The 19,346-nt window shown below is 62.7% G+C and carries 19 protein-coding genes and 1 tRNA gene; 8 read left to right on the top strand and 12 right to left on the bottom strand.

The annotated features are described in order from the left end of the window. Positions 1–83 precede the first annotated feature (83 nt). Positions 84–629, bottom strand: coding sequence for a hypothetical protein (locus LRC39_RS04025; RefSeq protein WP_346296421.1), 546 nt, complete (start codon positions 627–629; stop codon positions 84–86). Positions 630–1,125: 496 nt separating this feature from the next. Between LRC39_RS04025 and LRC39_RS04030 the strand changes: the two genes are divergently transcribed. The 3 genes from LRC39_RS04030 to LRC39_RS04040 are packed head-to-tail and all read left to right on the top strand — an operon-like array spanning position 1,126 to position 3,031. After that, the gene (locus LRC39_RS04030) at positions 1,126–1,485 is read left to right on the top strand and encodes a DUF2958 domain-containing protein (protein ID WP_346296422.1); all 360 of its coding nucleotides are present in this window, start codon (positions 1,126–1,128) and stop codon (positions 1,483–1,485) included. A gap of 11 nt (positions 1,486–1,496) precedes the next feature. Further along, the gene (locus LRC39_RS04035; RefSeq protein ID WP_346296423.1) at positions 1,497–2,396 is read left to right on the top strand and encodes an ArdC family protein; all 900 of its coding nucleotides are present in this window, start codon (positions 1,497–1,499) and stop codon (positions 2,394–2,396) included. Next, positions 2,393–3,031: a hypothetical protein gene (locus LRC39_RS04040; RefSeq protein ID WP_346296424.1), complete on the top strand. Its 639-nt coding sequence runs from the start codon at positions 2,393–2,395 to the stop codon at positions 3,029–3,031. The genes LRC39_RS04035 and LRC39_RS04040 overlap by 4 nt, the downstream gene beginning before the upstream one ends. A 3-nt stretch (positions 3,032–3,034) precedes the next feature. Here LRC39_RS04040 and LRC39_RS04045 read toward each other — a convergent pair whose 3' ends face one another. Continuing rightward, positions 3,035–3,388, bottom strand: a complete 354-nt coding sequence (locus tag LRC39_RS04045) for a hypothetical protein (RefSeq protein ID WP_346296425.1) — start codon at positions 3,386–3,388, stop codon at positions 3,035–3,037. A gap of 222 nt (positions 3,389–3,610) precedes the next feature. Here LRC39_RS04045 and LRC39_RS04050 point away from each other — a divergent pair, with 222 nt between their 5' ends. Beyond that, on the top strand, positions 3,611–4,102 hold the full coding sequence (locus LRC39_RS04050) for a hypothetical protein (RefSeq protein ID WP_346296426.1): 492 nt from the start codon (positions 3,611–3,613) through the stop codon (positions 4,100–4,102). Positions 4,103–4,176: 74 nt separating this feature from the next. On the opposite strand, the gene LRC39_RS04055 is transcribed toward LRC39_RS04050, so the two are convergent. Both LRC39_RS04055 and LRC39_RS04060 read right to left on the bottom strand, forming a co-directional pair. Next, positions 4,177–5,502, bottom strand: coding sequence for a type IV secretory system conjugative DNA transfer family protein (locus tag LRC39_RS04055; RefSeq protein ID WP_346296427.1), 1,326 nt, complete (start codon positions 5,500–5,502; stop codon positions 4,177–4,179). Positions 5,503–5,517: 15 nt separating this feature from the next. After that, positions 5,518–6,183 (bottom strand): hypothetical protein, encoded by a 666-nt coding sequence (locus LRC39_RS04060; protein WP_346296428.1) that lies wholly within the window; start codon positions 6,181–6,183, stop codon positions 5,518–5,520. A gap of 196 nt (positions 6,184–6,379) precedes the next feature. Here LRC39_RS04060 and LRC39_RS04065 point away from each other — a divergent pair, with 196 nt between their 5' ends. Both LRC39_RS04065 and LRC39_RS04070 read left to right on the top strand, forming a co-directional pair. After that, positions 6,380–6,724 (top strand): plasmid mobilization protein, encoded by a 345-nt coding sequence (locus LRC39_RS04065; RefSeq protein ID WP_346296429.1) that lies wholly within the window; start codon positions 6,380–6,382, stop codon positions 6,722–6,724. Next, on the top strand, positions 6,714–8,207 hold the full coding sequence (locus LRC39_RS04070) for a relaxase/mobilization nuclease domain-containing protein (protein WP_346296430.1): 1,494 nt from the start codon (positions 6,714–6,716) through the stop codon (positions 8,205–8,207). Before LRC39_RS04065 ends, LRC39_RS04070 begins: the two co-directional genes overlap by 11 nt. A gap of 360 nt (positions 8,208–8,567) precedes the next feature. On the opposite strand, the gene LRC39_RS04075 is transcribed toward LRC39_RS04070, so the two are convergent. Further along, entirely contained in the window at positions 8,568–8,969 is a 402-nt protein-coding gene (locus LRC39_RS04075) for a hypothetical protein (RefSeq protein ID WP_346296431.1), read from the bottom strand. A gap of 978 nt (positions 8,970–9,947) precedes the next feature. On the opposite strand from LRC39_RS04075, the gene LRC39_RS04080 reads away from it, so the two are divergent. Further along, a complete protein-coding gene (locus tag LRC39_RS04080) occupies positions 9,948–10,622 on the top strand; it encodes a PAN domain-containing protein (protein ID WP_346296432.1) in 675 nt (224 codons plus the stop codon). A 6-nt stretch (positions 10,623–10,628) separates the two neighbouring features. Here the strand turns inward: LRC39_RS04080 and LRC39_RS04085 are convergent, their stop codons facing one another. From LRC39_RS04085 to LRC39_RS04100, 4 genes are all read right to left on the bottom strand, one after another. Further along, complete coding sequence (locus LRC39_RS04085; protein WP_346296433.1) at positions 10,629–10,895, bottom strand: DNA-binding protein; 267 nt, start codon at positions 10,893–10,895, stop codon at positions 10,629–10,631. A gap of 520 nt (positions 10,896–11,415) precedes the next feature. Further along, complete coding sequence (locus LRC39_RS04090; RefSeq protein ID WP_346296434.1) at positions 11,416–12,726, bottom strand: tyrosine-type recombinase/integrase; 1,311 nt, start codon at positions 12,724–12,726, stop codon at positions 11,416–11,418. Positions 12,727–12,940: 214 nt separating this feature from the next. Continuing rightward, positions 12,941–13,017, bottom strand: a tRNA-Arg gene (locus tag LRC39_RS04095). Positions 13,018–13,201: 184 nt separating this feature from the next. Next, positions 13,202–13,627, bottom strand: a complete 426-nt coding sequence (locus tag LRC39_RS04100; RefSeq protein ID WP_104511920.1) for a YccF domain-containing protein — start codon at positions 13,625–13,627, stop codon at positions 13,202–13,204. A 209-nt stretch (positions 13,628–13,836) separates the two neighbouring features. Here LRC39_RS04100 and LRC39_RS04105 point away from each other — a divergent pair, with 209 nt between their 5' ends. Beyond that, a complete protein-coding gene (locus LRC39_RS04105) occupies positions 13,837–14,160 on the top strand; it encodes a hypothetical protein (protein ID WP_346296435.1) in 324 nt (107 codons plus the stop codon). A gap of 31 nt (positions 14,161–14,191) precedes the next feature. Here the strand turns inward: LRC39_RS04105 and LRC39_RS04110 are convergent, their stop codons facing one another. The 3 genes from LRC39_RS04110 to LRC39_RS04120 form a co-directional block, all read right to left on the bottom strand. Continuing rightward, entirely contained in the window at positions 14,192–15,784 is a 1,593-nt protein-coding gene (locus LRC39_RS04110; protein WP_346296436.1) for a gamma-glutamyltransferase family protein, read from the bottom strand. 117 nt (positions 15,785–15,901) lie between these two features. After that, positions 15,902–18,541, bottom strand: coding sequence for a bifunctional diguanylate cyclase/phosphodiesterase (locus LRC39_RS04115; RefSeq protein ID WP_346296437.1), 2,640 nt, complete (start codon positions 18,539–18,541; stop codon positions 15,902–15,904). A gap of 328 nt (positions 18,542–18,869) precedes the next feature. Further along, positions 18,870–19,271, bottom strand: coding sequence for a hypothetical protein (locus LRC39_RS04120; RefSeq protein ID WP_011156345.1), 402 nt, complete (start codon positions 19,269–19,271; stop codon positions 18,870–18,872). Positions 19,272–19,346: the final 75 nt, after the last annotated feature.

Here is a 19,346-nt window from a genome sequence, read left to right on the forward strand (position 1 = left end):
GTGCAGATGGAATCCTACAGGCGATTGGAATCTGTCGTAAAGAGTCGAAGCTTCACACAATGTTTCAGGGCGAGCTGAAGTGATCAGCGGCGGCGAGGCTCGTCCTCGCGATAGCGCGGCGGCAATCCGTTGATGAGATTGCAGGCCACGCGATACAGCTCGTAGGTGCCGACCTTGTCGAAGCGCTCGGAGATGGGAGCGGCCCAGAAGCGTGCCGAGGGGTAGCCTTGGTCGTGCCAGTATTTCTCAAGGCGCGCGGCCAGAGCCGTTGCACCCTGACGGCTAAGCATCTCCGGGATCGGCGGCTTTCTCTGCGTCGGCGGATCCGGCGGCAGGGTCTCGGCTTCACTCTGCTCCGATGGCGACTGTTGGGAGTAATCGTCCGGCCGGGCGCATGTCTGCGCACAAGGGACAGCGGCGCCCTCACGTCGCGCTTGCTCGGGATCGCCTGACAGACGGTCCCGCCCGGCCGGTTGGAATGCCTGATCGGCAGTAGTATCAGACGTCAATTCGTCATTGATGCGTTGGCTTTCGGTCATGATAACCCCTTTCCGCTGGCGGCGTTTGGCAGGGGGGCTGATCGATGACGGGCAGGCCCGGAACCATTCCAGTCGTTTGATCTTCGTCAACTTGAACTCATCCGAAGGCCTTGCCGCAAGCGAAAGCACTCTTTCAAACAAGTTTCCTGATGCGAGACAAATAAGCCGTTGTTTCAGCTTGATGCATCAACTGCATCGTCCCCGAAATGCAATGCCCTTCTGCATGCGATTGCATGGGAGGGCGCGCCCGCTGACGCGGGCCGGGCTTTCGTGAACCGAGCCCCGGCTGCGCCAGGTCTCGGCCCTTCGGGCTTCAATCCCTCGCGCGCTGTGGCGCATGGCCAAGCCATGCACGTCCATGTGTGAGTGCTAAGGGGCGCTGCCCCTCGCGCGCGCAAGGCATCCACGCACGCGCCGCCGCCTCCGCACGTCTCCCCGCACATTTTTTAGTTTGAAGAAGGAGCGGGGACCCTCGTGCGGACCCTCGGCGTCGCGCGCGCGGAGCCTCCTTGCACTTGCTACCCCCGGTCTCGCCGACGGGCAGGGGTGCAGCAGCAGCTGCACCCCATGCCTGAAGGAGACCATCATGAAACTACTCACTCAATCCCAGATCGACCAGTTACTCGCAAACGGCCGCATCAACGCCGCCCACATCGGCAAGGACGGCAAGACGGAAGACTTCAAGCCCGTAGTCAAGCTGTTCTGCCCGTGGACCGATGCCGTCTGGCTGATCAGCGAATTGAACCCCGACGACCCGGACCTCGCATTCGGCCTCTGTGACCTCGGCTTCGGCTGCCCCGAGCTCGGCGACGTCCGCCTGTCCGAACTGGAAAGCGTGACCGGCCCCATGGGCCTCAAGGTCGAGCGCGATCTGCAATTCACCGCCAACGCCACCTTGAGCGAATACGCAGCCGAAGCCCAGCGCATCGGCGCAATCGTCGCGTGAGGGAGGGCACCATGCAAAAGGACCTCTATCAAAACATCACCGACCAGATCATCCACCAGCTGGAACAGGGCACGCGGCCATGGTTGAAGCCGTGGAGCGTGCAACATGCAGCCGGGCGTATCACACGCCCGCTGCGGGCCAACGGCATCCCCTATCAGGGCGTCAATGTCCTGATGCTGTGGATGGCCGCCCTGGAGCGCGATTTCTGCGCGCCGGTCTGGATGACCTTCAAACAGGCGATCGACCTCGGCGGCCATGTCCGCAAGGGAGAGAAGGGCAACCTCGTCGTCTATGCCGACCGCATCCGGCGCACCGAGACCGATCCCGCCACGGGCGAAGAGTCCTCAACCGAAATCCCGTTTCTCAAGGGCTACACCGTCTTTAACGTCGAGCAGGTCGACGGGCTGCCGGATCACTTCTACGCCAAGCCCACGCCACGCGCCGACGTCGTGCAGCGGACCGAACGGGCGGAAGCCTTCTTCGCCGCCACAGGAGCCGAGACCCATCACGGCGGCAACCGGGCCTGCTACGTCATCTCGCAGGACCGTATCGACCTGCCGCCCTTTGAAGCCTTCCGCGACCCCGAAAGCTACTACGCCACGCGCGCCCATGAGACCATCCACTGGACCCGCCATGAATCCCGCCTCAACCGGGAATTCGGGCGCAAGCGCTGGGGCGATGAAGGCTACGCCATGGAAGAACTGGTGGCCGAACTCGGCTCCGCCTTCCTGTCCGCCGACCTCGAACTGACGCCGGAAGTGCGCGAGGATCACGCCGCCTACATTGGAAACTGGCTGGAAGTGCTGAAGCGGGACAAACGCGCCATCTTCACCGCCGCATCGCACGCGCAGCGGGCCACTGACTTCCTGCACGGCCTTCAGCCGCAGCAGCTTCAATCGGAGGCCGCATGACCGCTCGCAGCTCCGAACAACTCGGCTTCGGCGAGCTACTCGCCGAAGCCGAAAGGCAGAACGGTCATCAGCAGCAGCGGCGCGATGCCGCGCATCTGCCGGACACGCTGGAAGAGGCCGTGCCCTATATGCGTGGCCTGATCGACCGGCACCACGCCGCCATGCTTGCAGCGGACGCGGCAAAGGCGATGGCGCTTCGCGCCGAGGCGGGCCTGCTTGCCACAAAGCTCAACGCGTTCGAGCCCGGCATTCTCGCCGGGCCCGATGCGCCGGGCTGCATTCTTGATCGCGAGACGCGGGCTCGGGAAGGCGAGGTGCCCTTATGGGGCCAGTCGGGCTGCTTTGAGATTACGGTGCTAGACATGCGCGTCCGCATCGAGCTGGAAGGAATTTTCGGAATCGCCTCGTCGGTTGTGGCGTGGCTCGGCTTTGCCGCTCACGCGGTCGACCGTGACAAGCCCTTTATCAGCGAGACTGGGTACCGCAGCTTTCTTGGTCTGTCCGGCGATCTGGTCCCGAACCTCACGCCGGATGCGTTCGTGCGCAACGTGATAACGGCCCACATCATCCGCGACCTCAAGGGCAAGCTCGTCCCCATCAAGCCGAACCATAGGGAAAGTGCGTCGGGCGGATGATCGTCAGGCGCGCTCGTCTGCCCCGCTTTCATAGTCGATCATTCCCGGCGCATAGGGCGCATCGGCCAGCACCCACATTCGTCCCGATGGTCCAAACCGGACGGGCAAGGCAAAGAAGTCGTTCTCATCGTTCTCAAAACAAGCCATGATCGCCCGGTCGAGCAACTGGTCCGCTTCACTCCTTGTTACGACGTGTCCGACGTAATCGCAGGGAATGCAAACGTCGTTATCCGGATCAACCGTCATCACGCAGTAGTCGGCGTCGTCACAAATGAAGACGGCGCAAGGCATATTGGCGCGCATGATTGCGAGTAATTGGTCCTCCGACCGGATCAGCCGCCTTCGTTGTCGCCGCATAACGCTCCTCCCGAGGTCCGTGCCTATCTCCAGACAGCGACGAATTTGAGTCGGATCGTTACGCACCGCTTGATAGGTGCGAAGTCTGAAGTCGCTTCATTCTGGCGGGCGATCAAATTCGTAGCTGGTGGCTGCCATAATTTCTTTGAAGCAAGGCCCTGCCTTGTGGAGAGGCCACCGGTTGCGATGTGCTGGCTTGGACCATCCACAAAGGAGGAAATCATGGCCGACACATACACCATTGGAAAACGACTGATCCCGCAAAACCAGCTCGCCTTTGTCGAGCCGTATGTCGCAACAGATCCGTCACCAATCCAGACGAGCCGCAACTTTCTGGCCCGCGCTGTGCTGCTCAACCGCGACAGCATTCTGATCGAAGATAGCGTGGCGGACTTTGCAAGCGCCCACCGCTTTCTATTCGTCGCGGATGACCAGACCGCGATCAACCCCGCCATCCGCTTTGGCGTGGAGTTGTTCAGCCCCGCCGAGGGCTTCAGGCCATCAAAGCCCTATCAATCACGGTTGCGCTGGCGCGATCTCGACGGCAACGACCAAAGCAAGCTACTGCTCACAAGCCCGGAGAGTGTCCTTGAGCTGATCACGAACGGCGAGGCACTCGCCGACGCGCCGTCCGATGGCCGCGCCCAGCCTTCCAAATCACGCCGGACAAAGCGACCGGCTCGCGGCAAATCTCCTGCCCGACAGCCCTGCTAGTTGCTGCAGGCGTGGCGAGGGTCTACTTGACTGAGTGCGTCCGGTTGCCCCAGTGCCACGCCTTACTGTCAGTTTCATCCGCGATGATAAGGATCCGGATCGAAACACCCCGCGAGGCGCGGGATTTCCCAGTAGGGCGCACGGCCCACGAGAAACGGGTCATGCCTGCCTGCAAAGAACGTCACCGCTTCATTGGGTGGCAGGCTCATCATCCTCTCGAACGGCAGTAGCGGCATCTGGCTTTCGGTTAGCGTGTCGCCCCGTTCCGATTTGAGAAGACCGCCGGAATAGGCCCGGCTCCGGCTCTCGCCCGTGAATGTCCCGCCGCGCCGCTGCACATACTCGGCGGTCTCGACATCAGTCGGCGTGAAGAACTGCACGAGACCACAGTTGGCGAGGATGCTCATCCACTGTGTGCCGTACACCGCCCGCAGCTGCGGCACGTCCTGCAGGAACGGCCAAAGCTGCAGATTGAACCCAGCCGCAAAGCCAAAGGCGTTGGAGACGGCGGGCAATTGCTGCAGCCGCGCGAACTCATCGAGGATGAAGAGAACGGGATGCCCGCCCGGCTCTGCCGTGATCGTATCGATCGCCGAGGTGATTAAGAGGCGCAAGAACCGGGAATAGGCGTCCATGAACTGCCCCGGCAGGATCAGGTAGACGGTCGTCGGCTTCTTTTTGAGCTGGCGCAGATCGATATCGTTGCCGGTCAGTGTACCGAGGCTCGCCTCATCCGATAGCGCCGGATCGTCGAGAAAGCTTGTCTGAGTCACCGCCGTATTGACCGCGCTGGAGATATCCCGCGCCTCGGCGTCGAAGAAGCGTGCAATCGGCTGCCGAATGAAGGGGTAGGGGCTCTTGCGCATCGCCACCAGCAAAGACGCTGCATCGTCATTGCGGGCCGAGATGTCCGTTACCATCCGCCGCATCTGCGCAAGCGTGGCTGTGCGGCCACGCGTTGCGACCAGATGCAGCATCAAGGCCGCCACGAGGTCGCGTGCAGTGTCATCGAAATAAGGATCGCGTGCCTGCGTCACGATGAGGGCTTGGGCCAGAGCCGCCGCTTCCGCGACTACGTTCGGACTTTTGATGTCCAGCCGGGAGAGCGGATTATAGCGATGGCGAGGCAGATTCCACGGACTGCCGGTATGCAGGCCGAACGGATTGAGCACATAGACGTCATGGCCCAGCGCCGCGCGGTGACCGGCCGTCACTGCCGCGTTCTGTCCCTTCGGGTCAACCACCACCACGCTATGCGGGACCTGTAGCAGCGCCTGCACAATCACCGACGCGCCCTTTCCGCTGCGCGTCGGCCCGAATGTGCACAGATGCCGGTTGTCCGTGTAGCTGGGGAAGGTTTGGCGTTCCGGCTCGTAGCCATAGGGAATAGGAAAGCTCATCTTCGCCTCCTTCGCTTAGCGTTCTTCGCTGAAACCGGCCTTGCGGAAGTCCTTGGCCGAGCCGAACTTGGCGTCCGCCCGCCACTGACCGGCAATCGGTCCCATCCGCCAACCAAACATGAAGGGCAGGCCGGGAAGCAGCACCCCAGCAACCAGCGGCCAGATGGAATGCCATTGCCGGATGGCGACCATCCCCAGAAACAGCACGCCCAGCACAGCCCCGGTGATCACGGTCGAATGTCGGGCCCAAACCTCGCGGCCAAACTTCCGCCGCTCACGCTCATAGAGCGCGCGGCATTGGCCTCCCATCATGACCAAGGCCGCCACCGCAGCCAACGTGAGCACGAGCGGCATGTCGGTCACAGCTCGCGGCGCGACTGCGAAGTAAACCACCAGCCACGCAACGCCATGCACCATCAGCGCCAAAGTGCTGGGGCCGATCATCCCCGCCAATTGTGAGGGGAGTCGCAGGACGAACAATCCTCCCGCAATCACCAGCAGCGCAACGAAGAAAGCCGTCGTTCCGTCAATCTTCAGCTCGACCGCTATCTCGTACCAAAGGCAGACCAGCAGCCCCAGCTTCCAAGCAAGTCCTCTGACCATGTCAATCTCCTCCATGCTGACACAACAGGATGAGATCACAGAGTCAGAGAGGCGAACCCCGGAATTGTAAGTAATCATCCACACTCCTTCGCGACGGATGGAAGTACGTTTGATTTTGAAAGGTGATGGGCCAGCAAACGCATTGCAGCGCGTGATATGGGGTTTGGCCTAGAGCGTAGCGAGATGTGGTTTGCGGTACCGCAAACCTCTCGCCGGGGCTGACGAGGCCCCGGACCCCATGAGGACGCATGCGCTCTGCTAACAACGAGCAGACATGGCCCGACCGAACAAAACCGAAAGGCGCGATCAGCAGCTCAACCTGAAGCTGACAGTCAGGGAGCTGGCCTGGCTGCGCGCACGGGCGGCGTCCGTTGGGATGCGTGCGGTCGACTTCGGGCGCGCGCAGTTGTTGTCCGACCGTCCGATCAAATTGCCTTCGCGCACAAGTGCGCCACATCTCGATCCTCTCTTCATCGCGCAGATGTCGCGGATTGGAAACAACCTCAATCAGATTTCGCGGAATTTCCATCGTTTGCAGGTGCCGGAGCCGTCCGAATTGCGATCCCTCCTCGAAGCGATCCGCGAAATCATTCGAAAGGCTTCCGTCGATGGTGCCTAAGCTGTTTCGATCAGGGAAATCGTTCAAGAAGGCCGGGATGTACCTGTTGCACGATCCGGCCAAGGCCAGCACGGCGCATCGGGTGCCCTGGACCCACACCATCAATCTCGCCAGCGACCACCCTTCGCTCGCCATCGACGAGATGTACTGGACGTATCGGAGCGCCGACCAACTGAAGCGGGAAGCCGGATTGAAGGCCGGTGGCCGTCAGCTCGAATATCCGGTGCGGCACATCTCCCTGAACTGGCATCGTTCGGAAAGCCCGTCCCGCGAGCAGATGATCGAGGCCGCGGAATCGTTCTTGGCCCATATGGGCTGGCACGAGCACCAGACCCTTATCGTCTGTCATTCGGACAAGCATCCCCATGTGCATCTGATGGTCAATGCCGTCCACCCGGAGACGGGCCGTGCGCTCGACAGCTCTTTTGAGAAGCGCAGGGTTCAGGAGTGGGCGGAGACCTATGAGCGCGAGCATGAGGCGATTTTTTGCGAGGAGCGCCTCAAACCAGTTGGCGAGCGGGAGCCGTCGCCAAACCGGAAGATATGGGAGCGGATGAAAAGCTCGCAGCATGAGTTCGAGCGCAGCGAGTATGAGCGCATCAGTGCTGAATTCGACTATTTCATCCGGAACGACGAAGGCGAAGGAAAAGATGGCGAGTGGCGGATCCTGAAGGACCGCCAACGCGGGCAGCGCGAGCGCTTTTTCATGGACGGAAGGCAGGCGTTCCGGACTGTTCGCGATAAAGCCTATCGAACGGTCAGTCGCGAGTTCAAGGCCGAGTGGCGTGGCTACTATCAAGCCAAGCGCGAGGGGCTGGATGAGGAGGCGCTCGACATCCTCAAGGCCGGTATTCTGGAGCGCCGTGACAAGGCGCTTGATGAGCGCCGAAATGAAGCCTGCCGTGAGTTGCGCGAAAAACGGGATGAGGAATATGCGGCGCTTCTGGAAGTCCAGAAGCAGGAGCGGGCTCGGCTTCGTGAAGGACAGGAAAGCGGGCAGCGGGCCTACTGGCTTTTGGATGGTCCCCCATCGCCATTTGCTGCTGAGAAAACCGACGCAACGCGTGATCAGCGCCATGACCAAGATCTGACCGATGCTTTTCGCGGGTCTTCGCATGAAATCACCGATCGCCGCGAGGACGAGGAGCGGGAGGAAGCGAAGCCGCGCGAAGACTTCGCCGATGACGAGATATCGCCAGCCGATAGCGTCAACCCCGGGAGGGCCAAAGGCCTGGGTGATGTTGGCCTGGGCATTGCGGGCGCGCTTGGCGTAATTGGCGAGCGGCTGTTCGACGGGTTTTTTGGTGGAGGCACGAAGATGAAGGATGCCCGTGAGCCCAGGAATGAAACGGAGGCGGCAAAGGCGAAAGCCGCCCAACGCGTAGTCGAGGAACAATCCCGCATGAATGCCAATGCCGAGGAGGAGGCGAAACTTGTAGCTTATTGGCTGGAGCGGCGGGAGCGAAAACGCGAACGGGACTAGGCGCGGACTGGGGGCAAGGGCCTGCTCCAGGTCCGGGAGGATGCTGGCCCAACCGGATGACGAAGCAGCGGTCATGCGCGCCCGCATCATGGCGGCATTCGCGAGTTTGTTGGACGTCGCGATCGCGAGACTCTTGCTTCACTATGCGGCGCGTATGGCTGGACTGCTGACCTTCGGGAAAAACGAGCGGCTGGCAGCCATGGCGGCGCTTCAACAGGAGCGGGATGAGGCCGTCCAGCGATTGCGGCAGAGCATCTTGGAAGAAAGGCGACGGGCGCTCCGATCTGTTCGCGATCGGGCAAGGCACTCTCTCCTTGCCCGACCGGTTCGGAAGCTCGATCGGCGCTCACGGCTCCGCACCTACTGCAGTCCGTGAAATGATCGCCATTGGCTCTTGGACAAGCAGAGCGCGCCCTTCAGTTTGAAGAAGCCCGCCTTCTCCTTCCGCACACTGTAGTGAGCCCAAAGGTTGAAGACGCGCCGCCGTGCCCTGTTACCGCCGTCAGCGAACAAGTACTCGGCGATAGAGCGCGCTCCGTAGATGATGTCGCCCGAATTGTTCGTGGCCAAGGGCTGCGCTTCTTCGGCCGGTCGCTCGGGGGACGCTGCCGACGTGATAGCTTGGGCGCTGCGGGAACGCGCATCATGGAGCTGCATGGCCCGGTAACAGTCGTCGGCGGTACCAACTCTGTTGGAGCGCAAGGAATTACCACCGGAATTGGTGTCAGGGGCGGCGTACTTACTGTTCACGTGGGTAACCATGGCTTCTACCTCTTTACGGGTTGATCCCACGCCACAAAGAAGCCAACACTTGCGAAATCTAAATACCACCGAGCGAAGTTTTCTCGCGCAGCACGTCGACCCAGCGAAATCGTGCCAGACATTTTGAGAAATCAATTGGCGGATCGGACCGAATGGAGCTTTGGACGGCTCCTGAAGTACCATTTAGAAAACGGCACGCGGCCGAACGTTGAGCCGTCCAAAATAGGCAAGCCGTGGCAGCCGAAGGAATTCGGCGGCGTCATGGGGATTTCGGCAAGGGCCGTCTCCTACTGGCTCCGGGACCGTCATCTCCCTCTCGGTACAGCCGAGATCGAAGGTGCCTTGTTTGGGAAGCGGCAGGACGTTGACGAGCTTCGCGCGGAGCTAAGGCAAGCGCTTCAGAAAACCCGGTCCTCGAAGATCTCCAAACGGCCAGAGGCGAGTCCACAGCCGGACGGCACTGAGCAGTCGCCTCCAGACGGTCCTGCCAAGTCAGTAGCGGCGGCAGCGACACCCTCTGACGCGGAGGTGGCAAAGTCGGACAAGTCGTCCGAACAGGCAGGGCAGCCTGTGAACTTGCCGGTCCTCTTCGTCGCGCCGAAGCCAGAGCCTAAGCCAGAGACAATTGAGCCTAAGCCGGGCAACGGATCGCGTCAGACAGGAGGATCAGGCGGAGCCGGGCGGCCGAACGAAAACGCCGGAAAAGATCAGAAAAGTCGGGGGCCAACCTCTGCAATTCCAACGACTTCTGCCGGGACCAAGAAGGCCCAAGGCGCGCCACATCGGTCGAGCCGGAAGACATTCTATGCCGTCGCAGCCGGGTTTGTTCTCGTCCTCGGGGGATATGGCTGGACGCAGTTGCCAAGCCGAACTGGGGCGGGCGTCCAAATCACGCGGGTTCAGCCACCACCCCCGTCACCAGAACCCGATCCGCCCGCCAATCCATCACCGGGCGGAAAAGGCGGGGCGGGAGGGGTCGTGATCAAAGACGTATTTATCCCGACTGGTCTGGACGAGGATATTCGACGTGACGCTTTGACCAGCTTTAAGCTGCGCGACAACTTTACCGTCAAAGGACAATCCATCGGCGGCACGATTACTCTGACAGATGCCGATTGTGCCGTGGCCTGCAATCGCTCGCGGTGTGATGGCTGGGCTTTCAATAAGTCGGGCGAGTTCGTCAGGGGCGCATACCGCACTTGCTTGCGTTTCGCTGCGCCGCTGACCTTTACGCCGGACCCCAAATTTGTCTCCGGCCAACGTATCCCCGAGCCCGATGCTCCCAAGCCCATTAGCGTTACGGTTCTGACAGAGCCTGTCGCCCGGAAGCCTGACCCTGGTCAGGTCACCGTTGCCGAAGCTCCGGTTGAAAAAGACCGGGTCCATTGCGCCGGTCGCTACTTTGTCATGCCCGGCTTCAAGCTGACCTGCGGTCAGATGCTGACCGGTGGCACCAGCCCCGGCCCCGGTCCATCGTCGTTCATCGTTGGGACCGGGATGGACTGCATGGCCAAATGCAAGCCCGTCGAGAACTGCGTGGGCTTCACCTACGACGTCGCAGAAAAGTCAGTCCAGCATATCTGCCGGATCTTCGGGCCGACGCCGAACACGGTGAACTCAGCCGGGTGGCTGAGAGCTGTTCGTGATCAGTGATCCGGCTCAACCAGCTTCCTGCTTCTCGATCCATGCCAGAAGCACCGAGCGGCGCGCGCAGATGTTCGCGCCGAGCCGGAAGACCGGCAAGCAGTCGGCCTCGACAAGGTTGTAGACCTTGCGCCGGTGCTTCCGGTCGCCATAGAGGAATTCAGCGATCTCGTTTGCTCCGGAGAGGATGTCTCCTGCAAGCGGTGCAGCTGATGCTGGCCGCGTTCGTTGATCTCCCGAAATAGAACTGGGCAGGGCTGGGATTTCGTCGAACTCGTCCATGGTGATCCTTCGCTGTGGAGATCCCATTCTATGGCGACCTGCGTTGGCTTTGCTTCGGGAAATCTCTCAAAAGAAATTTGTCTTCGTTATCGGTCCCCCGGCCCGCCATAATTTGTTTGAACGAGTAGAGCGGCTAGCCAGCTACATTGCGAATTTAGTCTGATTGATCAGGCGTCGTCGTATTGAGGCTGACCTCCGTCGCACCCGACCTGTGCGGAAGCTTTGCCAGGGAAACTTCGGTACGTCTGTAGACGGAACTGTCATCCGCACTGGTGACGCGCGGCGGGTATGGCCAAATTTGGCGCGCGGGTTACTCGAACGACAGCGTTGTCATGAAGCCAGATGAATCATCATCGCTGAACCGCATCGAGCGCACGGAACGTGCGCTCGTGCTACTGGCGTACTTCATCGAGCTGGATGGCGACGTGCATCTGCCGCTATTCGAGAAATTCGAAGCGGAGCTTGAAGAGCTCAAGCGCATGGAGGGCGCGAAACATCGCGCCCGCCGTTTGCTCATGGCTCACAGCCGCGACGGCGGCTTGAAGGCGATGGACTCCATGAATCTGAGCTTGAGCTCCAATGGCGGCCCCTTGCCGTATTTGGGCTTGCCTGTCCGGTGACCCATCAGGCTGTCGATCAGGCTGTCTGGCGCTTCCGCCGCGATCAGTCGATCCTTGAAGCTGTGCCGAAGTGAGTAGAGCGAATGTAGCTTCGAGGGCCGCAGCCCATGGGCCATCAGATACTTGTTCACGAGCGCTGACAGGGATGATGATTTGTCCCGGTAGGTCGGAAAACCGTGTGGCCTCAGCTTCATCACGGCCAAAGCTGCGCCGACCAACGGAATCTGACGACGTGAGTCCTCGGTTTTCATTACCCGGCCGTCCGGTAACACCTCAACATAGGGGACCGGAGCGTCGAGGTGGATAGCGTGAGCCTGCAGGTTCACGGCTTCCGACGGACGCAGGCCCGTATCCGCAAGCAAATAGATAACGTGCCGCGCCTCTTCATTCAGTCCCGCAAGCGTACCCTCGGCCAACAGCCTGTTCTGGATAAAATCCGTCTCGAAGGGCTGACGCTGATTATCGACCTCTCCGCGTAGCCGGAGCCCCTTAAATATCTCAGGCAAATTGAGCCGCCGACGGATGCTCATTTCCTTGAGCATGCGGCTCAACATCCCCATCGACTTGTTAGCTGACTTGGCGTTGGTCTCCCCGCTGAGGACTCGCTCGCGCCACCATTCGCTGTAGTCGAGGCCGTCTTCCTGCGTCAGTTCGGTCACGGGCTTGTCGCCGACGAGATCGACCAATTCACGCACCACGCGCATCCGCCCGCCACGCCAGACCCGCATCTGGTTGGGGGAGAAGTTCTGCGTTTCGATCTTGGTGGCGGCCTCATACTCTTCATAGAGCTTCGAGAGCATGAACGATGGGCGCGGTTGCGTGCCGAGCAGTGCCGCGCGAGCGCCCCTGTCGTTTTCTAGCCCGCGTGTCAGAAGAGCCTCAATCCGCTCCATGCGCTTCTCCCACGGAAACGCCAGGATTTGTTCGCCGTCGGCATATTCAAAGCCAAGCGAGCGGGCACGCCGCCGCGCCTCGTCATAGCCCTTCATCGCGTCGTCAGACCTGTCCCCGGCCAACTGGTGCCAGTGGGCCTCGAGCTCGGCATTGAGACGCATGGCGACCCGGATGGCCCTTCGGCCCGTTCGGTCGGCTGACACCGGCACCCTCGTGGAGTGCCGGACGATGCCGCGTCGATCAAGAGCCGCGAATTCCAGCGGGACCCTTCGCACGAAGTGCCACATGCCATAACGGCGGGTGAGGAAGTCAGGCATGACACCCCCCGCTGTTGGACGTTTTGTTGGACGAAATGTTAGACGCGAAAACAGTCACGACGCCACTCCAGCCCGAATTGTTCGGCTGAAGCCTAGCGTCTGGGCGCTCCTTAAGGCGCGGAATTCTTTGTATTTTCAACTTTTGTGCCTCCGGCTGGAGGCACTTCGGGCGTGTTACGCTTCCCGGAAGTTGGCGGAAGGAGTGCGCACAGGCTGGCGCACCCGACACGATTCGAACGTGTGACCTTTGCCTTCGGAGGGCAACGCTCTATCCAGCTGAGCTACGGGTGCGTGCCCCGTTCCTGTAGCCGATCGCAACCAGATCGGCAACGGGGGAGAAAAACGAAATTTTCTCAACGGGGTAAGGCTGGGACCGCGGCGGCAGGTTTCGAATCGTGCCGGGTGCGGCAGGGGCGCATTGAGAGGCTGGCAGAGGTGGCGGTGTGCCGCGGGTGTGACGGCGGCGACGCCCGCATCACCTTCTGAGGCCAAGGTCGTCGATCGGCACGATGACCTTGCCGATCGGCCACAGCGCGATGCCGGCGAGCTTCAGGTGGGCCCAGGCGAACGGAATTCCGATGATCGTCACCGCAAGCAGCACGGCGGTGACGAGATGCCCGATGGCGAGCCACCAGCCGGCGAACACCAGCCAGATGACGTTGCCGATCACCCCGAGCGGGCCGGTGCCGATGTCTTCGCGGCCGGTGACGGCTTCCCGGGGCACCGCCGTTTGGCCGAACGGAAACAGCGTGTAGACGCCGATGCTGAAGGCCGCGCGCGCCCAAGGCAAACCGATGATCGTGATCGCCATGATGACCGCCGCAACCGCCCAGCCGACAGCCATCCAGAAGCCGCCGAGCGCGATCCAAAGGATATTCAGCAGAAGCGAGACGGGAGACATATCCAATCCTTCCGGAAAAACGATGGTCGTTTCAACGTCTGCGTCGTGCCCCGGCAAGATCGCAGTCGGCTCGGGAATCATGCCGAGCATCGTGGCCCGGCAGCGAGATGTCCACAGCCGGTTCCGTCAGCCCGAAATCGCCATTATGGCGGCGAATTGCGGTCAAAGCTGCGGGGTATCGGCAATCCTCGTTCACGAGGAATCGCGACTTGCCCTACACCATCACAGCCATTCGACAAGACGAGAAGATGCGCTGCGTGCGCGACAGTGTTTTGGTGGCGTTCGCCAAGGCGCGGATCTGGGAGAGCGAAGGCTGGGATGTTGTCATCACCGACGAGGATGGCCGCACCTTCGGCACCGCCCAGCTCGATGCCCATGTGGCGGCGTATCGCTCGCTCGATGGCGCGGAGCCTGGCATCGACGACGATGATCTGATCGGCCCGAAGCCGATGAAGCTGCCTGCGCGGAGGTTGCGCGCCGAGCGCACAACGACTGCGCGGGCTCGGCCGGTGCCCGAAGCGATGCCGGCCTAACTCTGCTGCGCGCGGACGAAGTTCGCGCCGGTCAGCTTTCGGCCACGGCGTCGCCCCACGGCTGGGCGATTTCGGTCGCGCCGCTGTTGCTGGTGCCGTCGCGTAGCACCACGCTGGGGCAGGCGAATTTCATCGGGAAGGTCTGCACCCGCGCCTCTTCGTAGTCGAACTGCCGGCGCAGCGCCTCGCGCGTCGCAGCCGGCAGGCGCACGTCGCCGATCACCACCTCGCCTTCGCTGGCGTCGATCCGCGGCTGATGGATCGCGGCGTCGAGGTCCATGCCATAGTCGATCACGAACGACAGGATCTGCGCCACCGCCGGCAGAATGCGGCGGCCGCCCGAGGCGCCGAGTGCTAAGCGGCGGCCGCCGGGCGCCCGCGCCAGCACCGGCGTGTAGTTGGTCAAGCAGCGCTTGCCGGGCGCCAGCGAATTCGGCCGGCCCGGCTCGGGATCGAACCACATGATGCCGTTGTTCATCATGATGCCGGTGTGCGGCGTTTCGAATTTCGAGCCGAAGGTCGACAGCAACGTCTGCGTCACCGCCGCCATGTTGCCGTCGCGATCGACCACTGAGAAATGCGTGGTGCAGGCCGGCGCCAGATGCTCGGCGCCGAGCGCGCGGCGGCCGTCGGCGTCGCCCATGTCGCGCAGCCGCTCTGCGTAAGCCGATTGCAGCGCCAGCGCGTAGGTCTCATAGGCCGCAGAGTCGGGTTCGTTGCCGGCCGGCGTCAGGCGCTGGCCGAGCACGCGCAGCGTGTGCGCCAGCGTCGGTCCGGCGGTCAGCTCCGGCGTCGCGAACACCGCGCCGCCGCGATACGGGATCGTCAGCGGATCGCGCAGATGCGCGCGGAAGCCGGCGAGGTCTTCCACCGACAGTGTGCCGCCGGCGGCCCGGATGTCGGCTGCGAGGCTCCGCGCCAGATCGCCTTCGTAGAAGTCGCGTGGCCCTTGCTCGCCGAGCTGCGCCAGCGTCGCCTGCAGCCGGTCCTGCGGCAGGACGACGTTCGACTTGATGCCCCACGGTGCGTGTGGCGGCAGGCCGTCGATCAGATACGAGGCGGCGCTGGCCTGATACCGGCGCAGATCGGCCGCGACGCTGCCGATCATCAGCGTGGTCCACCAGTCGACCGCGAGCCCGTCGCCGGCGAGCGCGATGCTGGGCGCCACCAGGTCGCGCCACGGCAGCTTGGCGTAGCGGCGATGTGCCTCCTCCATGCCGGCAACCACGCCCGGCACCGCGACCGCGGCCGGGCCGTGGATGTTGCGGTCGTCCTTCACCCGCGGCCAAGGGAACAGATCGGACGCAGCGCCCGCGCCGGTCAGCGGATAGTCCTCGACACGCAGGCTCTGCGGCGCCCGCATGCCGTAGTCGATCACCTCGGTGCGGTCTTCCTTGGCGCGGTACAGCACCATCGCGCCGCCGCCGCCGATGCCGCTCATCCACGGCTCGAGCACACCGAGCGCAAAGGTGGTGGCGATCACCGCATCGATGCAGTCCCCGCCCTCCGCCAGCACGTCGGCGCCGATCTCGGCCGCGCGGCGCGATTGCGCCGCGACGATGCCGCCCTTGGAAGTGATGGCCGGCTTACGGATCTGCTGCAGATGGCTGAACTGGTCGGTCATGCGGAGGCTTTCGCTGGCAAGGGGACAACACGCGGCGGGGCCGGCGCAATGCGCCGGTACCGCGCAGTGTAGGGCGTGCTGCGAGCCGCTGCTACGACGCAGAAGCAGTGATGATAATCAGGCGGCGCAGGTTGAAAGGTGCGAGGTGAGCAACTTGCGGAACGCCGCGGCAGGGATGGCGGGGCTGAACAGCCAACCCTGCATCTGGGTGCAGCCCAGCGTCGTGAGGATCTCACGCTGCCGCGCAGTCTCGACGCCCTCGGCGGTGGTGGTCATGCGGCGCGACGCCGCGATGTTGACCACGGCCTGCACGATCGCGGTCGAGCCTTCGGTGGTGTCGATGCCGTCGATAAAGCTGCGGTCGATCTTGATCTTGTCGAACGGGAAGCGCTGCAGATAGCTCAGCGACGAATAGCCGGTGCCGAAATCGTCGAGCGAAATCCTCACCCCGAGCGCGCGAAGCTGGGTCAGCGTGCTCAGCGCAGCGTCATCGTCGTGAATCAGCACCGCCTCGGTGACTTCGAGTTCGAGCCGTTCCGCTGGCAGGCCCGCCGCACCGAGCACGGAGGCAACCAGCAGCGCCAGCGACGGCTGACGGAATTGCACCGGCGAGATGTTCACCGCGAGCGTGATATCGGCGTCCCATGTGGCCGCCTCGGAGCAGGCGGTTGCCAACGTCCAGGCGCCGATCTCGTTGATCAGGCCGGTGTCCTCGGCGATCGGAATGAACTCGGCCGGCGAGATCATGCCGCGGGTCGGATGCCGCCAGCGTAGCAGCGCCTCGCAGCCGGTGATCGCGCCGCTGCGCAGATCGACCTGCGGCTGATAGTGGATTTCGAAGCCGCGGTCGGCGATCGCGTTACGCAGATCGAATTCGAGCTGGCGGCGGGTCTTGGCGACCGCGTCCATTTCCGGCTCGAAGAACCGGAAGGTGCGCCGGCCTTCGGCCTTGGCGCTGTACATCGCCAGGTCGGCGTTTTTCACCGACTGGTCGAGATCTGCGCCATCGCGCGGTGCGATCGCGATCCCGATCGAGGCGTCGGTGGAGAGCAGGTGGCCGAGGCACTGATACGGCAGACGGATCGACTCGTAGATCCGGTCGACCAGCGCGGTGGCTTCGTCGGCGCCGCCGACTCCGATTTGGATGATGGCGAATTCGTCGCCGCCGAGTCGAGCGACAAAGTCAGTCTCGCGCACGCAGTCGCGCAGCCGCACCGCGACCTGCTTCAAGAGCTCGTCGCCGACCGGATGGCCGAGCGTATCGTTGATGCTCTTGAACTCGTCGATGTCGATATACAGCAGCGCGAACGGCGCGCCGCGGCTGGCGCGTTGCAGTTCGTTTTCGAGCCGCTGGCGGAACATCGAGCGGTTCGGCAGATCGGTGAGGCTGTCGAAATGCGCCAGATAGGAGATCCGCTCGTCGTAACGTTTGCGCTCGGTCGCATCCTCGTGGGTGATGACCCAGCCGCCGCCCGGCACCGGCACGCTCGAGAACTCGATCGAGCGGTCGTGGATGCTGTGAATCTCCGACACGCGTTGCGACGATAGCCGGTCGATCAGGTCGGTGGTGATCTTGTCGATATTGCCGCCGAGTGAACCGGTCGATTTCCGATGTTCGAGCACGTCACGAAGACTGCAGCCGGGTTTCACCACGTCGGGCGACAGGCCGTACATCTCCATGTAGCGCTGATTACAGATCACCAGCCGGGCCTGGGCATCGAACAGCAGCAAGCCCTGCGACATGTTGTTGATCGCGGTGTCGAGCCGCTGCTTGTCGAGCTGCAGCTTGCGCTGGGTGGCGCGGTGGTGCTTGCCGATCTGGTTGATGATCAGCAGCAGGATCACGGTCACCACCAAGGCCGAAACGGCCGCGACCGAGACCATCAGCTTGGTCTGGGTCCGCCAGCTCGCCAGCGCATCCTCGGTGGTGGTGGTGACCACCATCACGATCGGCAGTTCGGTGAGCGCGTGCGATGCGACCAGCCGGTCCAGTCCGTCGATCGGGCTGGTCAGCCGCGCCGTAGTGTCGTCGTCGAACATCGCCTGTTGCTGAAGCGGTCCGTCGCGGAAATTGCGGCCGATCATGCCCTCGGCGAACGGGTGACGCGTCAGCAAGGTGCCGTCGCTGTGATGCATCGAGACGGCTGAATCGCCGATCAGCGAGACCTGCGACAGGAAACGGTCGAAATGCGCCGGCGTGATCGCGCGCGTCACCACGCCGAGGAATTCACCGTCGGCTGCAGTCAGGCGCTGCGCCAGCACGATGCTCCAGCCGCCAGCCAGCGCGTTCTGCTCCAGCGCGACGGTAACCCGCTGCGCGGTCCCGGATTTGTGGTCGAGGAAGTAGCGTTGATCGGCGATCGACAGCACCGGCACCGGCCACACGTCGGAGGTGTTGATCAGGGTGCCGTTCGAATCGAAAATTTTCAGCGCAGTGATCTCGGTCGCACCTCGGGCGCGCGAGCGCAGAGTCTGATGCATCGCCAGCGTCGCCATCGTGCCGCCGAACGCTTCGGCCGACGGCTGCCGCATCTGGCGGGCCGTGCTGACGATGTCGTTCTGCATCGCCAGGAAATCGTCGATTTCGCGGTCGTAATGCAGCGCCAACAGCAATGCGGTGTTGGACAGCTCGCGCTCGCCGTTGCGCAGCGCCTTCTCCTTGAAATTGCTGACCGTCAGCGTGGTGGTGACCGCAATACCGGCAATCAGCAGGGCGCCGCTCAGGATCAGCCAGAGGATCGGGCGAAGACGCAGCATCCCGGCGACGGACGAGTTCTCGCCGATGTCAGGAGGAGGTTCGAAAGCCGGATCTGGAGGCCGGACGTGCTGCATCCTGCGAAAACTACCTGCCACAGATGAGAGGCGGGTTAGCAATCACGGTAAGCAAAACTTGAATCGGGGGGCGGCGCTGGAATTGTTCAAGACCACGCCTGGTCAATATTGCTCATGTCGGCGCCGGCGGGTCAATTGCTGCGAAGGATCAACACGACTGTCTGCCGCGCAAAAGCAAAGGGCCGGCGGATCGCTCCGCCGGCCCTTTTGAGATACGAGCGGCAGCTGACTGCCGGTGCCGAGCGTTACCCGGTTAGTTGATCGGCGTGCCGGCGCGCGGCGCCGCAGCGCTGTTGGCACGATAGACTTCGAACACGCCCCACGCGGCGGCGGCGAGATACACCAGCGCCGCCAGATTGCGCGGCAGGATCATCGCCAGCGCGATCAGCGCGACCGCCGTGGCGCAGGCCTTCACCAGCTTGTTCTCGTCGGCGAAGATCAGCTTGAAGCGATCCCAGTTGTCGACCTTCAGCGGGAGCTCCAGGGTCTGCAAGCCGAACTTCTCCCAAGCGCCCTTGAAGCCGAGTTCGCGCGCCCACAGCAGGAATAGCGCGACCAGGAAGGCGACGATGGTGATGACAGCGGCGAGAGGGCCGCCCGCGTAGCCGATCACGACCACCAGGGCGACTGCAAAAGCACCGATCCAATACTGCATTGATTTACCTTTCGTCACCCGGCGCTCGCGGGTGCCCTTTCAGGTTCGCTCACGCGCGGTCGTCGCGGGTGAGGT

The organism is Rhodopseudomonas sp. P1 (assembly GCF_039642825.1).
Classification (GTDB): domain Bacteria; phylum Pseudomonadota; class Alphaproteobacteria; order Rhizobiales; family Xanthobacteraceae; genus Rhodopseudomonas; species Rhodopseudomonas palustris_H.